We start from the raw sequence: 14,522 nt of genomic DNA on the forward strand, positions 1-14,522 counted from the left end.
ATCTTATTTATCCTCACGCCTGTAAGGCGAGGGTTATTCTCTAAACCATATCATATTTGAATAGCCTCGCCAGAAAACGATATTTTTTATCACCTGATCTCTGTGGCGTAATAGGGAAAACGATCTTTATCCGGAGTTCACCATGCCACGCTCGCTGCACGACACTACCACCGCGCTGAATGCGCAAAACTTGCTGGCCCTGCCCGCCGAATTTGGCTGCCCGGTCTGGGTGTATGACGCTGAGATTATTCGCCAGCAGATTGCTCAGCTGCGCCAGTTTGATGTGATTCGTTTCGCCCAGAAGGCGTGCTCGAATATTCATATCTTAAAGCTGATGCGCGAGCAGGGTGTGAAGGTGGATTCGGTGTCTGCAGGGGAAATCGAACGTGCGCTGGCTGCAGGCTATAAGCCGCTGGAAAACGCGGACGATATTGTTTTCACCGCCGACGTGATCGATAACGCCACGCTGGCGCTGGTAGCAGAGCAGAAAATCCCGGTCAATATCGGGTCCGTGGATATGCTTCATCAGCTTGGCGAAGTATCGCCGGGGCACCGCGTCTGGCTGCGAATTAACCCAGGTTTTGGCCATGGACACAGCCAAAAAACCAATACCGGCGGTGAGAACAGCAAACACGGTATCTGGCTGAGCGATATGCCAAAAGCGCTGGAAGCTATGCAGCGCTACGGCATCCAACTGGTGGGGATTCATATGCACATCGGGTCAGGAGTGGACTATGGTCACCTCGAGCAGGTGTGCGGCGCGATGGTGCAGCAGGTGATCGACTTTGGTCAGGATCTTGAGGCTATTTCTGCCGGCGGCGGGCTGTCTATTCCTTACCGTGAAGGCGAAGAAACTATCGACACCGGTCATTACTACGGTTTGTGGAATGCCGCTCGTGAAAAGATCGCGGCTCATTTGGGGCACCCGGTGAAGCTGGAGATCGAGCCGGGTCGATTCCTGGTAGCGGAAGCTGGCGTGCTGGTCTCTGAAGTTCGCGCGGTGAAAGATATGGGATCCCGCCATTTTGTACTGATCGATGCTGGTTTCAACGATCTTATGCGCCCGTCTATGTACGGCAGCTATCACCATATTTCCGCGCTGGCTGGCGATGGCCGCGACCTCACTTCAGCCCAGCAGGTTGAAACGGTGGTTGCAGGTCCGCTGTGCGAGTCCGGAGATGTATTTACCCAGCAGGAAGGCGGCAAAGTGGAAACCCGCCTGCTGCCGCCGGTAAAACCGGGTGATTACCTGGTACTGCACGATACCGGCGCATACGGCGCTTCTATGTCGTCGAATTACAATAGCCGCCCGCTGCTGCCGGAAGTGTTGTTTGATAACGGCAGCGCGCGCCTGATCCGCCGTCGCCAGACGATTCAGGAGCTGCTGGCGCTCGAACTACTTTGAGATCTTTCTTCCGGCCCCAAACCAGGGGCCGGGGGCAACGGAATCTCTCAGCACCAGAGTACCCACAAACGGCGGGATTGGCTCGAGAGGCTCGCCGCTTGCCAGCTTAATGGCCTGATCGATGGCGGTAATAATCATGTTGTCGATAGGCAGATAGACGGATGACAGCGCGGGTTCCAGCCACTGCGCGCTTGGCGCGTCGTCAAAACCGAACAGCGAAATATCCTGGGGAATGCGAATACCGGCCTGGTGCAGCGCTTTAGAGGCGCCGAGCGCCATATCGTCGTTGCAGGAGAAAAGGGCGCTAAAAGTTACGCCGCTGGTCAGCAGCTCCTGGCACAGATGGTGCCCTTCGGTCATGCTGGAATCCCCGTACTTTACCCGGTTTTCATCCCACGCAATTCCGTGTTTTTGCAGCGCCTGGCGGTAGCCCATCAGGCGCGCTTTGCCGGTTGGGGTGGAGATGGGCACGGTAATGCAGGCTATCTCTCTGTGCCCCTGCTGAATCAGGTATTCGGTTGCCTGGAAGGCGGCATCCTGCTGTTCGAAGAAGACGCAGCGCTCACGGGCCTGGGTAACATCCCGGTTAATCACTACCAGCGGCACCTGGATAGCGTTCATCAGCGACATCAGCGCCCGCTCGCTCATAAAACGGGTGTAGAGAACAATGGCGTCGCAGTGTCTGTCCGCCAGCATCTGCACGGCTTCCAGCTCTTTTTCAGGCGTATCGTGCCCGTCGGTGACGATCAGCTGTTTGCCGTAGAATTCCGTCCGGCGTGAAGCCTGCTGCAGAAGGCGGCCAAAATAGAAGCCATCAAAGGTGGAGACAACCAGCCCGATGCTGTTACTGCTGCGGTTAGCAAGCGAACGAGCCAGAAAATTGGGCTTATAGCCCAGCTCTTCCATGGCCTTAAACACCTGTTCGCGGGTGCTTGCTTTAACTTGTCCGGTGCCGTTTAACACGCGAGATACGGTCGCTTTGGAAACCCCTGCGCGTAACGAGACATCTAACATTGTTACCATTGTTTCCTTCCCGATCTGGACGCTGTCGCGTTTTCCAGCAGTTTATCACAGGAGTTTGAAGCGCAAGCGGCCTTGCCGTTTCGCCTTGCAAATTGTCGTACCAGATCACGCTTTAGCTGTTTTCGTTTGGGGACACGACCGAGTGGCGACGCACCAGCGTCGGGCTGAACATATGGGTAATTTCCGGCAGCGGCAGGTTTTCGGCCAGCGCCAGCGCGAGTTCGGCCGCCTGAGTTGCCATGGTGACAATCGGGTAGCGTACCGTCGTTAGTTTAGGGCGCACGTAGCGTGAAATCAGCACGTCATCAAAGCCAATCAGCGAAATCTCGCCGGGAACATCAATCCCGTTGTCGTTCAGCACGCCCATCGCCCCTGCGGCCATTGAATCGTTGTAGCAGGCCACGGCGGTAAAATTTTTGCCGCGCCCCAGCAGCTCGGTCAGGGCCTGCTCGCCGCCGCTCTCATCGGGCTCGCCAAAGGTCACCAGACGCTCGTTAACAGGAATATTGTGTTCACGCAGAGCGTCGTAGTAGCCCTGCAGGCGGTCTTCCGCATCGGAGATCTGGTGGTTTGAGCAGATATAGCCGATGCGGGTATGGCCCTGCTGAATTAAATGGCGGGTGGCAAGCCAGGCTCCGTAGCGGTCATCGAGGGCAACGCAGCGCTGCTCAAATCCGGGGACGATGCGGTTGATAAGCACCATGCCGGGGATCTGTTTCATCAGGGAGATCAGCTCTTCGTCCGGGAGTTTCTTGGCGTGGACCACCAGCGCCGCGCTGCGGTGGCGAATAAGCTGTTCGATTGCCTGGCGCTCTTTTTGCTCGCTGTGGTAGCCGTTGCCGATGAGCAGGAAGTTACCGGTGCGGTAGGCAACCTGTTCCACGGCTTTCACCATTGCGCCGAAGAAGGGATCGGAAACGTCGCCCACGATCAGCCCGATGGTTTCCGTTGCCTGCTGTGCAAGCGCCCGCGCGTTGGCGTTCGGGTGATAATTGAGCGCTTCCATAGCGTCGTTCACCGCCTGCTTTGAGGCCTCGCTGGCTTTTGGGGAGTGGTTGATTACGCGGGAGACCGTGGCGACAGAGACACCAGCAAGCCGAGCCACATCCTTAATTGTTGCCATGAAAGACCTTCCTTCGAGGGGTAATCGTTTACACAGCGTTTAGTGTTACGGAAATCCCTGATGACTGCAAGGCAACAACCGGCGAATGCAGCGTAAACATCAACAAAATCAAGGCCAGGAAGTGTAACCGTTACACCTGGCGAGCCGGCATTCCTCTTTGCGAGGCATGTTACGGATTTTTAAACGTTTCTGTCCAAATTTTTGCTTACATTTTGCAGTCCGCTGTTGCGATTTCAGCGTAGCTAAAATGAAGATGCCGCTGCTACATTTGTAGTCCCAGAGGTATTGATAGGTGAAGTCAGCAACTTATTGCTGATCCTATGAATTACACCAACCTGCGCGGATGCGCAGGTTTTTTTTTGCCTGAATCCCGCCCGCTGTAACAAGAATCGATAATTTAAACACCTGGTTGCACTTGGGCTCATTCCTTTGCTTTTTGCCGCTGGCTTCACTGCGCGCGGCACGAGACAATTCAGATCCCAGAGGTATTGATTGGTGAGAATTCCTGGTACTCTGCTGAGTACAATTCTTTTGCACCAACCTGCGCAGATGCGCAGGTTTTTTTTTTGCCATTTTTTGAGCCCCCTCCCGCGCTTAACGCAACTGGTGTACTCTTCGACTCTACACTTAATGCTTGCCGACAGACGACAAAGAGAGTCGCTATGCTTTTTGCTTTTTTCCGCGCGCTATTCCGCATTCTGTTCCGGGTCACCCTTTCCGGCGATCCGCAGGTTCTTCATTTACAGCGGGTGCTTATTGTTCCGAACCACGTCTCTTTCCTTGACGGGATCCTTGTCGCGCTTTTTCTGCCGGTACGCCCGGTATTTGCCGTCTACTCCTCTATCAGCCAGCAGTGGTTTATGCGCTGGCTCAAGCCGCTGATTGATTTTGTTCCCCTGGATCCCACAAAGCCGATGTCGATCAAGCATCTAGTGCGTCTGGTGGAGCAGGGCCGTCCGGTGGTAATTTTCCCGGAAGGCCGCATTAGCGTGACCGGCTCATTGATGAAAATCTACGACGGTGCCGGGTTTGTGGCGGCCAAAGCGCAGGCAACGGTTGTGCCTTTACGGATAGACGGGGCGGAGCTGACCTTCTTTAGTCGCCTGAAGAGGCTGGTAAAACGTCGGGCTTTCCCGCGCATTACCCTGCGTCTGTTACCGCCGACTTCCATTGCTATGCCGGAAGCGCCGCGAGCAAGGGATCGGCGCAAAATGGCCGGCGAGATGCTGCATCAAATCATGATGGAAGCGCGAATGGCGGTGCGCCCGCGTGAGACGCTCTTTGAGGCTCTGCTGGCGGCGAAAGATCGCTACGGTTCGCGTAAAAACTGTATTGAAGACATTAACTTCAAGCCAGATACTTACAGCTCTCTGCTGAAAAAAACGCTGTTTGTAGGCCGTATTCTCGATAAATACAGCCAGCAGGGCGAAACCATCGGTTTGATGCTGCCGAATGCGGCTATCAGCGCGGCGGTGATATTTGGCGCGTCCTCACGCGGCCGAATTCCGGCAATGATGAATTACACGGCGGGCGTAAAAGGGCTGACCAGCGCCATTACCGCAGCGCAAATCAAAACCATCTTTACCTCACGCCAGTTCCTGGAAAAGGGCAAACTTTGGCACCTGCCGGAACAGCTGACGCAGGTACGCTGGGTCTATCTGGAAGATTTAAAGTCTACGGTGACGACCAAGGACAAAGCGTGGATCTTTGCCCATCTGCTCGCCCCGCGTCTGGCGCAGGTGAAGCAGCAGCCGGAAGATGCGGCGATGGTGCTGTTTACCTCCGGCTCGGAGGGTAATCCAAAAGGGGTGGTGCACAGCCATAAAAGCCTGCTGGCCAACGTCGAGCAGATTCGTACCATCGCGGATTTTACCGCCGATGACCGCTTTATGTCCGCGCTGCCGCTATTCCACTCTTTTGGCCTGACGGTCGGCCTGTTTACGCCGCTGCTGACCGGTGCGGAAGTGTTTCTTTACCCAAGCCCGCTGCACTACCGCGTGGTGCCTGAGCTTATCTACGACCGCAACTGCACGGTGGTGTTTGGCACTTCGACATTCCTCGGTCACTACGCCCGTTTTGCCAATCCTTATGATTTCTTCCGCCTGCGCTATGTCGTAGCCGGCGCAGAAAAACTGCAGGAAAGCACCAGACAGCTGTGGCAGGACAAGTTTGGCCTGCGCATTCTTGAAGGCTACGGCGTCACCGAGTGTGCGCCAGTCGTGTCTATCAACGTGCCGATGGCGGCTAAGCCGGGGACGGTGGGACGAATTCTCCCGGCAATGGACGCTCGCCTGCTGGCGGTGCCTGGCATTGAGCAGGGCGGAAGACTGCAGCTCAAAGGACCAAACATCATGAATGGCTATCTGCGTGTTGAAAACCCGGGCGTGCTGGAGCGGCCAGAGGCTGAAAATGGTCTTGGCGAGATGGAGCCTGGCTGGTACGACACCGGCGACATTGTCACCTTCGACGAGCAGGGCTATTGCGTGATTCAGGGGCGCGCAAAGCGCTTTGCCAAAATTGCCGGGGAGATGGTGTCGCTTGAGATGGTTGAGCAGATGGCGATCGGTATTTCTCCTGACAAGCTGCATGCCACGGTGGTGAAGCACGATGCGGCTAAAGGTGAAGCGCTGGTGCTATTTACAACCGATAGCGATCTTAACCGCGAGAAACTTCTCCACTATGCGCGCGAGCACGGCGTGCCGGAGCTTGCGGTACCTCGCGATATTCGCTTCCTCAAACAGCTGCCGGTACTGGGCAGCGGAAAACCAGATTTTGTCACCCTCAAAGCGCAGGTTGATGAAGCGGAGAAGGCTAATGGCTGAACAGGCTGGCAATAGCGGTTCTTTGTGGTCACGGGGCATGATGGCGGTGACCGCTGCGCAGTTTTTATCAGCCTTTGGCGACAATGCGCTGCTGTTCGCGACGCTTGCGGTGCTCAAGCAGCAGTTTTACCCGGACTGGAGTCAGCCGGTACTGCAGATGGTGTTTGTCGGTGCCTACATCCTGTTTGCACCGTTTGTGGGGCAGGTGGCCGACAGCTTTGCCAAAGGACGGGTAATGATGCTGGCAAACAGCATGAAGCTCGTCGGTGCGGCGGTGATTGCGCTGGGGCTGAATCCCTTTGTCGGCTATACCCTTGTGGGGATTGGCGCAGCAGCTTATTCCCCCGCTAAATATGGCATTCTCGGCGAGCTCACCACCGGCGACCGGCTGGTGAAGGCCAATGGCTTGATGGAATCCTCCACCATTGCGGCGATCCTGCTTGGCTCGGTAGCGGGTGGGGTGCTCGCGGACTGGAACCTGACGGTAGCGCTGGTGGTCTGTGCTCTGGTCTACGGCGGGGCGGTTATTGCCAACATATTTATCCCTAAACTTGCCGCTGCACGTCCCGGCCAGTCATGGCGCTTTAAGCCGATGACGCACAGTTTCTTTTCCGCCTGCCGTAGCCTGTGGCGAAGCGGGGAAACGCGCTTCTCTTTGGTCGGCACCAGCTTGTTCTGGGGCGCGGGCGTTACGCTGCGTTTCCTGCTGGTGCTGTGGGTGCCGGTTGCTTTGGGGATTACGGATAACGCGACGCCTACCTATCTGAATGCGATGGTGGCGGTCGGGATTGTGGTGGGCGCCGGGGCCGCGGCTAAGCTGGTGACGCTGGAAACGGTCGCTCGCTGTATGCCAGCAGGTATTTTAATTGGCGTCGGAGTGCTGATATTTGCGCTCCAGCATTCACTGCTGCCTTCCTATGCTTTGCTGGTGCTGATAGGCCTGTTAGGCGGTTTCTTCGTGGTGCCGCTTAACGCGCTGCTGCAGGAACGCGGCAAGCACACCGTGGGCGCAGGCAACGCGATTGCAGTGCAAAATCTGGGCGAAAATACCGCCATGCTTTTGATGCTTGGCCTGTTCTCGCTGGCGGTGAAAACCGGCGCTTCCATCGTTGGAATTGGCGTGGGTTTTGGCGCGGTGTTTGCGCTGGCGATTAGCGCGCTGTGGCTGTGGCAAATCAAGCAGAAATAGTGAAAAGGCCCTCAAAGAGGGCCTTCAGATTGATGACAAACAGTCGAAAAACGTGGTTTTCGACTGTTTGGGGCAAACCAGAGAAGATAATTCATTGTTTTTATTAGACCACAGTGGGGGCCTTTTAAGGTCAATGAACTTTGTCAGCAGTCTCAAGGCCCTCAAAGAGGGCCTTAATTTTTTACGGGGCAGGATAGGTATAGATCCGATGCGCCGCTTCAATCTCCTCAATGACCTCTTCGCTTAACGTCAGATTGAGGCTTTCAAGGTTGGTCTTCAGCTGTTCCATTGTGGTGGCGCCGAGCAGCGTGCTGGCGACAAATGGCTGACGGCGAACGAAGGCCAGCGCCATCTGCGATGGGTCAAGATTATGGCGTTTAGCTATCTCGACGTAGGCCGCAACGGCTTTCTGTGACTGCTCGCTGCTGTAGCGGGTGAAGCGGCTAAAGAGCGTGTTGCGAGCCCCCGCCGGTTTGGCCCCGTTCAGGTACTTGCCTGACAGTACGCCAAAGGCGAGGCAGGAATACGCGAGCAGCTCAACGCCCTCGTGCTGGCTGACCTCAGACAGGCCCACTTCAAAGCTGCGGTTTAACAGGCTGTACGGGTTTTGAATGGTCACGATACGCGGCAGGTCGTGTCTTTCTGCGAGCTGCAGGTAGCGCATGACGCCCCAGGCCGTTTCGTTTGAGACGCCGATGTAGCGGATCTTCCCGGCTCGCTGGCATTCGGCCAGGGCTTCAAGCGTTTCCAGCAGCGTTACCGGCAGCGAAGTCGTGTCATTCCAGGTGTAGCCGAGCTTGCCAAACATGTTGGTCTGACGCTGCGGCCAGTGCACCTGATAGAGATCGAGATAATCGGTTTGCAGACGCTTGAGGCTGGCGTCCAGCGCTTCACGGATGTTTTTCCTGTCGAGGATCTGGTTAGGGCGGATGCCGGCGTCGTTATTACGGGCCGGGCCGCTGACCTTAGACGCGATGACTAGTTTCTCGCGGTTGCCGCGTGCTTTGAGCCAGTTGCCTACATAACTCTCCGTTAAGCCCTGGGTTTCCGGGCGCGGTGGCACCGGGTACATCTCCGCGACGTCAATCAGGTTAACACCCTGACTGACGGCATAATCAAGCTGCTGGTGAGCATCGGCTTCGCTGTTTTGCTCACCAAAAGTCATGGTTCCCAGCCCCAGCGTGCTGATTTCAAGTGAACTGTGGGGGATACGGTGATAGTGCATAGCCGGCTTCCTGTGTTCTTTTGACTGCGTCAGGCATCGTTACCCGACAAAAGGTCTATAAACATGGCAGAGGCGGAGAAAAAGCGAAAGAGGGGAAGCAAGAAAAGTCATCAGGCCAGCCGACGGGCTGACCCGGGGGATTAGCGTTCGATAATCTGAGAGATGTCGTTGCGGTTGATCTGCAGCTCGTTGCCCTGCTGGTCGCGGTAACTCACCAGGCCGGTATCTTCATCAACCTTAGGTTTACCTTCGGTCAAAATCATTCGTCCATCTTTTGTCGCCATTACATAGTCACTGCTGCAGCCTGATACGGCAAAGGCAAGACCAATAGCGGAGATTGCTACTGCCCATTTTGTCATCGTTATGTTCCTCGTCAGGAAGGGATCCCGTTAATAAGTCTAGTAATAACCTGACGAGCTGGGGAAGGAAAGCAGCAAATTCTTAATAGGACGACTCAAATGTAACATTATCCGGCCTCTGCTGACAGAAACCTGGATTCATTCCCCCTTCAGCGGTGATTAAAGCGTGAAGTGCCGTGCGAGCAGCGCTGCGGTGAAGTTTTTCTTTAGATAAAAGCCGCGTGGCAGAGTGAGAACCGGCGACCCGTCGGCGCCGATAGCCTCAGTCAGCGCACGACTGTTGGCGGCTTTTGGCCGCAGCTGTAGCACCTCGCCGTGGCGGGCGGTAATGCGCTCGACCTGTCCCAGCACGATCAAATCCATCAGTTCTTCCCAGTCCAGGCGTAGCTGGCGCTCTTCCTCTTCCGAGGGGCTCCAGAGCAACGGAGAGCCAACGTGCCGTTCGGCCAGCGGAATCTGCCTTTCGCCTTCGACGGGGATCCACAGTACGCGCTTGAGCTTATGCCGCACGTGGCTGGTTTCCCAGACAACGCCGCTGTTGCCGGTTAAAGGGGCAACGCAGACGAAGGTGGTTTCCAGCGGGCGGCCGAGGCTATCAACCGGGATCGTTTTAAGCTCGATACCGAGATTAGCGAAGTCCTGCTCGGGTTTGCTGCCAGCGCTGGCGCCCAGCCACAGCTCCAGTAAAACGCCAATCCAGCCCTTATCTCTTTTCAGGTCTTTGGGCGTTTGTAGACCGGCGCAGGCCGACAGCTCTCCCAGGGTATAACCGGCAACCCGCCGGGCCTGCTGAAGCAGTTCTTCTTCTGAGGTTGGGGGCGTAATCAGGGGACGTATCGGTTGCATAACTCGTTGATGTTTTTTGGTTAAAAAATGAACGCACTTTGTTCACAGCGAACGTTTAGTTTAGCCGTCTGAGGATAAGATTAACAATATTCTGATTTATAATGATTTTTTTAAGCCTGCCGTTTCGCCCTGCCGACCTGAAAAAAGCTTTTCCAAATCTGGTCACTGACAATGAACAGGATCTTACACCATGTTATCCACAGAAAAGTGGGATAACTGGGAAAAAGGCCGACTACTGGTTCCATTTACAGCCTTGACGAGGCGCTAAAAACCAATTTTTCACCGATTTGTGCCTAACTTGTTTGCACAATCTGTGGATAAAAACGTCATTGCTCGATCTTTCATCAGTTGGCGATCCTCGTATGTGACGATCGTCACATTATGAACGCTGCGTGTCATTTTTATGGCGGTATGATTATGAAATATAAGCACTTTAAGAGTCGTTCGGATTGCTCCTGATTTTACTTGTCCCGAGTTGTCCCGATGGTATTCGGTAGTTCTTCACAGTTATATCCACAGAAAAAGTGAATAAAACGGCCGGTTTTGACCGTCCCTGTTTATAACCCGGGTCTCTTTTGTGAGTTATTCAAATGTTATTCCATACAGGCACCGCCCAGAGAGTGGTTTACCGCCTGACACTTGTATGAAACAATCGATGCAATCTAAGTTTGTTTTGAGGTAGTCCGGTGATCGATGATGATGGCTACCGCCCCAACGTTGGGATCGTAATATGTAATCGGCAGGGACAGGTGATGTGGGCGCGACGCTTCGGCCAACATTCCTGGCAATTTCCTCAGGGGGGCATTAATCCTGGCGAATCCGCTGAACAGGCAATGTACCGGGAGCTTTTCGAAGAAGTCGGCTTGCAAAGAAAAGACGTTCGCATTCTTGCCTCGACCCGTAACTGGTTGCGTTACAAATTACCTAAACGTTTGGTGCGTTGGGACACAAAGCCGGTTTGTATCGGCCAAAAACAAAAATGGTTTCTTTTGCAGTTGCTGAGCAGCGACGGTGAGATCAATATGCAAACCAGCAGCACGCCGGAGTTTGATGGCTGGCGCTGGGTCAGTTATTGGTATCCGGTTCGTCAGGTTGTTTCATTCAAGCGCGATGTTTATCGCCGGGTAATGAAAGAGTTTGCCAGCGTGGTTATGCCGCTGCAGGAAGTTACGCCACCACGCAATAACTCGCCGGCCTGGCGACGTAAAAGAGGTTAAGTCACGCGAAAAATGCTCACCCGTCTGCGAGAAATAGTCGAAAAGGTCGCCAGCGCCCCGCGCCTCAATGAGGCGCTGGATATCCTGGTGACGGATATCTGCCTTGCGATGGACACCGAGGTTTGCTCGGTTTATCTCGCCGATCATGAGCGCCGCTGCTTTTACCTTATGGCGACGCGCGGGTTAAAAAAACCGCGCGGTCGTACCGTCACGCTTGCCTTTGATGAAGGTATTGTGGGCCTGGTCGGGCGGCTCGCGGAGCCGATTAACCTTGCCGACGCGCAAAAGCACCCCAGTTTTAAATATGTTCCTGCCGTTAAAGAGGAGCGCTTCCGCGCGTTCCTCGGCGTGCCAATTATTCAGCGGCGTCAGCTGCTGGGGGTCCTGGTTGTCCAGCAGCGCGAACATCGCCAGTACGATGAAAGCGAAGAGTCTTTCCTCGTCACGCTGGCGACGCAGATGGCCGGAATTTTATCCCAGTCTCAGCTAGCGGCGCTGTTCGGGCAGTATCGTCAGACCCGCATTCGCGCGCTGCCCGCCTCTCCAGGCGTTGCCATCGCTGAAGGCTGGATGGACACCACCGTCCCGCTGATGGAGCAGGTTTTTGAAGCCTCGACGCTGGATACGGCGCTTGAGCGTGAGCGTCTGACCGCCGCGCTGGAAGAGGCTTCCGGGGAGTTTCGCCGCTACAGCAAGCGTTTTGCCGCCGGTGCTCAGAAAGAGACCGCGGCTATCTTCGATCTTTACTCGCACCTGTTAACCGACGCGCGCCTCCGCCGTGAGCTTTTTGCCGAGGTGGATAAAGGCCTCGTGGCGGAATGGGCGGTAAAAACGGTTGTGGAGAAGTTTGCCGAACAGTTTGCCAGCCTTTCAGACAGCTACCTGAAAGAGCGGGCGGGAGACCTCAAAACGCTGGGGCAGCGCCTGCTGTTCCATCTCGATGACACAATTCAGAGCCCGAATACCTGGCCCGAGCGCTTTGTTCTGGTGGCTGATGAGCTTTCTGCCACCACCCTTGCCGAGCTGCCGCAGAAACGCCTTGCGGGCGTAGTCGTGCGCGACGGAGCGGCAAACTCCCATGCAGCCATCATGGTGCGGGCGCTCGGCATCCCAACCGTGATGGGGGCGGATATCCAGCCTTCAGTGCTCCACCGCCGCATGCTGGTGGTGGACGGCTATCGCGGCGAATTGCTTGTCGATCCTGAGCCGGTGCTGCTGCAGGAATACCAGCGGCTGGTCAGCGAAGAGAACGAACTCAGCCGGCTGGCTGAAGACGACGTTGAGCAGCCCGCCGCCTTAAAAAGCGGGGAGCGGGTCCAGGTGATGCTGAATGCGGGGCTTAGCCCTGAACATGAAGAGCAGCTTGGCAGCCGCATCGACGGTATCGGCCTCTACCGCACCGAAATCCCGTTTATGCTGCAGAGCGGCTTCCCGTCAGAAGAGGAGCAGGTGGCGCAATATCAGGGCATGCTGCAGATGTTTAACGACAAGCCCGTGACGCTGCGTACGCTGGATGTGGGAGCCGATAAACAGCTGCCCTATATGCCCATCAGCGAAGAGAACCCTTGTCTTGGCTGGCGCGGCATCCGTATCACGCTGGACCAGCCGGAGATCTTCCTGATCCAGGTTCGCGCCATGCTGCGGGCGAATGTGGCGACGGGGAACCTCAGTATCCTGCTGCCGATGATCACCAGCATCGATGAGATCGACGATGCCCGTAGACTGATCGACCGCGCCGGGCGAGAGGTGGAAGAGGAATTAGGTTATCCGCTGCCCAGGTTAAGGCTTGGCGTGATGGTTGAGGTGCCTTCGATGGTGTTCATGCTGGGGCATCTGGCCGGGCGCATTGATTTTATCTCGGTGGGGACGAACGACCTCACTCAGTACCTGCTGGCTGTCGATCGTAACAATACCCGGGTTGCCAGCCTCTACGACAGCCTGCATCCGGCAATGTTGCGCACGCTCAACCTGATTGCCCGCGAGGCGGAGCGCTATAACATTGACCTGTGCCTGTGCGGTGAGATGGCCGGTGACCCGATGTGCGTCGCGATTCTTGTGGGGATGGGGTACCGCCATCTTTCGATGAACGGCCGCTCTGTGGCGCGTATTAAATATCTGCTGCGCCACATCCAGCTTGAAGAGGCTGAAACCCTTGCCCAGCGTAGCCTGGAAGCGCAGATGGCCACCGAAGTTCGCCACCAGGTGGCGGCCTTTATGGAGCGGCGTGGCATGGGCGGCCTGATCCGAGGCGGACGCTAACTTCCTCACAATGTCCCGGCATCCCCGGGACATTACACATCTTTTACAACTTCCATAATCAATCACCCAGGCCGTTTGTGCTATGATCCGCTGCTTTCGGAGCGCATCGATAGCGGTGCGTACTTGCCACCCACCTTTTATTTTTGGGTGGGGTAACAATAGCTTGTGGTGACAGATGAATAGTGGCTATCTGCGTTTCCCTGAATTTGACCCGGTGCTCTTCTCCATCGGGCCGGTTTCCCTCCACTGGTACGGACTCATGTATCTGGTGGGGTTCGTGTTTGCCATGTGGCTTGCCGGGCGCCGCGCCAGCCGTCCTGGCAGTGGCTGGACCAAAAATGAAGTAGAAAACCTGCTGTATGCCGGATTCCTGGGCGTGTTCCTGGGCGGGCGTCTGGGTTATGTCTTCTTCTACAACCTGCCGGTCTTCCTGGCCGATCCGCTGTACCTGTTTAAAGTCTGGGACGGCGGCATGTCCTTCCACGGCGGGCTTATCGGCGTTATCTGCGTCATGATCTGGTTCGCGCGCCGCACCAAACGCACCTTCTTCCAGGTCTCTGACTTTATTGCCCCGCTGATCCCGTTTGGCCTTGGCGCTGGCCGCCTCGGCAACTTCATCAACGGCGAACTCTGGGGCCGCGTTGATCCGAACTTCCGCTTCGCCATGCTGTTCCCTGGCTCCCGTAGCGAAGACGTTGGCCTGCTGGCGACGCACCCGGAATGGCAATCGCTGTTCAACACCTACGGCGTGCTGCCACGCCACCCGTCGCAGCTTTATGAGCTGGCGCTGGAAGGGGTTGTGCTGTTCATCATCCTGAACCTGTTTATTCGCAAACCTCGCCCGATGGGGTCGGTGTCTGGCCTGTTCCTGATTGGCTACGGCGCGTTCCGCATCATCGTGGAATTCTTCCGCCAGCCGGATGCGCAGTTCACCGGCACCTGGGTGCAGTACATCAGCATGGGGCAGATCCTGTCGATTCCGATGATTGTTGCCGGTATCATTATGATGGTTTGGGCTTATCGCCGCCGTCCACAGCAGCAACCTTCGTGAGGT

Annotated in this window: 12 protein-coding genes; 6 read left to right on the plus strand and 6 right to left on the minus strand. The window is 55.9% G+C overall.

All coding sequences use genetic code 11. From position 1 onward, the window contains the following. Positions 1–142 precede the first annotated feature (142 nt). Positions 143–1,405, plus strand: coding sequence for a diaminopimelate decarboxylase (gene lysA / locus EL098_RS03350; protein ID WP_126354765.1), 1,263 nt, complete (start codon positions 143–145; stop codon positions 1,403–1,405). Here lysA and EL098_RS03355 read toward each other — a convergent pair. Both EL098_RS03355 and galR read right to left on the minus strand, forming a co-directional pair. Continuing rightward, entirely contained in the window at positions 1,397–2,428 is a 1,032-nt protein-coding gene (locus EL098_RS03355; protein WP_126354766.1) for a LacI family DNA-binding transcriptional regulator, read from the minus strand. The genes lysA and EL098_RS03355 overlap by 9 nt on opposite strands. A gap of 112 nt (positions 2,429–2,540) precedes the next feature. Further along, positions 2,541–3,551: an HTH-type transcriptional regulator GalR gene (galR, locus tag EL098_RS03360; protein WP_126354768.1), complete on the minus strand. Its 1,011-nt coding sequence runs from the start codon at positions 3,549–3,551 to the stop codon at positions 2,541–2,543. Positions 3,552–4,213: 662 nt separating this feature from the next. Here galR and aas point away from each other — a divergent pair. Together aas and lplT are read left to right on the plus strand one after the other, a co-directional pair. Beyond that, positions 4,214–6,373, plus strand: coding sequence for a bifunctional acyl-ACP--phospholipid O-acyltransferase/long-chain-fatty-acid--ACP ligase (aas, locus tag EL098_RS03365; RefSeq protein WP_126354770.1), 2,160 nt, complete (start codon positions 4,214–4,216; stop codon positions 6,371–6,373). Beyond that, positions 6,366–7,562, plus strand: a complete 1,197-nt coding sequence (lplT, locus tag EL098_RS03370) for a lysophospholipid transporter LplT (RefSeq protein WP_126354772.1) — start codon at positions 6,366–6,368, stop codon at positions 7,560–7,562. Before aas ends, lplT begins: the two co-directional genes overlap by 8 nt. Positions 7,563–7,743: 181 nt before the next feature. Here lplT and EL098_RS03375 read toward each other — a convergent pair whose 3' ends face one another. The 4 genes from EL098_RS03375 to EL098_RS23365 all read right to left on the minus strand — a co-directional run bounded on the left by EL098_RS03375 (position 7,744) and on the right by EL098_RS23365 (position 10,237). After that, entirely contained in the window at positions 7,744–8,787 is a 1,044-nt protein-coding gene (locus tag EL098_RS03375; protein ID WP_126354774.1) for an NADP(H)-dependent aldo-keto reductase, read from the minus strand. 140 nt (positions 8,788–8,927) lie between these two features. Beyond that, the gene (locus EL098_RS03380; protein WP_126354776.1) at positions 8,928–9,146 is read right to left on the minus strand and encodes a YgdI/YgdR family lipoprotein; all 219 of its coding nucleotides are present in this window, start codon (positions 9,144–9,146) and stop codon (positions 8,928–8,930) included. Between the two features lie 159 nt (positions 9,147–9,305). Then, the gene (mutH, locus tag EL098_RS03385; protein WP_126354778.1) at positions 9,306–9,992 is read right to left on the minus strand and encodes a DNA mismatch repair endonuclease MutH; all 687 of its coding nucleotides are present in this window, start codon (positions 9,990–9,992) and stop codon (positions 9,306–9,308) included. 110 nt (positions 9,993–10,102) lie between these two features. Further along, positions 10,103–10,237 carry a hypothetical protein gene (locus EL098_RS23365; protein ID WP_408609097.1) on the minus strand — a complete coding sequence of 45 codons (135 nt, stop codon included), beginning with the start codon at positions 10,235–10,237 and terminating at the stop codon, positions 10,103–10,105. Between the two features lie 441 nt (positions 10,238–10,678). On the opposite strand from EL098_RS23365, the gene rppH reads away from it, so the two are divergent. From rppH to lgt, 3 genes are all read left to right on the plus strand, one after another. Beyond that, complete coding sequence (rppH, locus tag EL098_RS03390) at positions 10,679–11,209, plus strand: RNA pyrophosphohydrolase (RefSeq protein WP_008458467.1); 531 nt, start codon at positions 10,679–10,681, stop codon at positions 11,207–11,209. Positions 11,210–11,221: 12 nt separating this feature from the next. Next, positions 11,222–13,468, plus strand: a complete 2,247-nt coding sequence (gene ptsP / locus EL098_RS03395; RefSeq protein ID WP_126354780.1) for a phosphoenolpyruvate--protein phosphotransferase — start codon at positions 11,222–11,224, stop codon at positions 13,466–13,468. Between the two features lie 175 nt (positions 13,469–13,643). Beyond that, complete coding sequence (lgt, locus tag EL098_RS03400) at positions 13,644–14,519, plus strand: prolipoprotein diacylglyceryl transferase (protein WP_126354782.1); 876 nt, start codon at positions 13,644–13,646, stop codon at positions 14,517–14,519. Positions 14,520–14,522: the final 3 nt, after the last annotated feature.

The organism is Cedecea lapagei, assembly GCF_900635955.1.
In the GTDB taxonomy this organism is placed as follows: Bacteria; Pseudomonadota; Gammaproteobacteria; order Enterobacterales; family Enterobacteriaceae; genus Cedecea; species Cedecea lapagei.

Bases quoted from the DNA above. Each gene is read 5' to 3' on its own strand.
- lysA (WP_126354765.1), top strand. From the start codon at position 143: ATGCCACGCTCGCTGCACGACACTACCACCGCGCTGAATGCGCAAAAC.
- EL098_RS03355 (WP_126354766.1), bottom strand. From the start codon at position 2,428: ATGGTAACAATGTTAGATGTCTCGTTACGCGCAGGGGTTTCCAAAGCG.
- galR (WP_126354768.1), bottom strand. From the start codon at position 3,551: ATGGCAACAATTAAGGATGTGGCTCGGCTTGCTGGTGTCTCTGTCGCC.
- aas (WP_126354770.1), top strand. From the start codon at position 4,214: ATGCTTTTTGCTTTTTTCCGCGCGCTATTCCGCATTCTGTTCCGGGTC.
- lplT (WP_126354772.1), top strand. From the start codon at position 6,366: ATGGCTGAACAGGCTGGCAATAGCGGTTCTTTGTGGTCACGGGGCATG.
- EL098_RS03375 (WP_126354774.1), bottom strand. From the start codon at position 8,787: ATGCACTATCACCGTATCCCCCACAGTTCACTTGAAATCAGCACGCTG.
- EL098_RS03380 (WP_126354776.1), bottom strand. From the start codon at position 9,146: ATGACAAAATGGGCAGTAGCAATCTCCGCTATTGGTCTTGCCTTTGCC.
- mutH (WP_126354778.1), bottom strand. From the start codon at position 9,992: ATGCAACCGATACGTCCCCTGATTACGCCCCCAACCTCAGAAGAAGAA.
- EL098_RS23365 (WP_408609097.1), bottom strand. From the start codon at position 10,237: ATGGAACCAGTAGTCGGCCTTTTTCCCAGTTATCCCACTTTTCTGTGG.
- ptsP (WP_126354780.1), top strand. From the start codon at position 11,222: ATGCTCACCCGTCTGCGAGAAATAGTCGAAAAGGTCGCCAGCGCCCCG.
- lgt (WP_126354782.1), top strand. From the start codon at position 13,644: ATGAATAGTGGCTATCTGCGTTTCCCTGAATTTGACCCGGTGCTCTTC.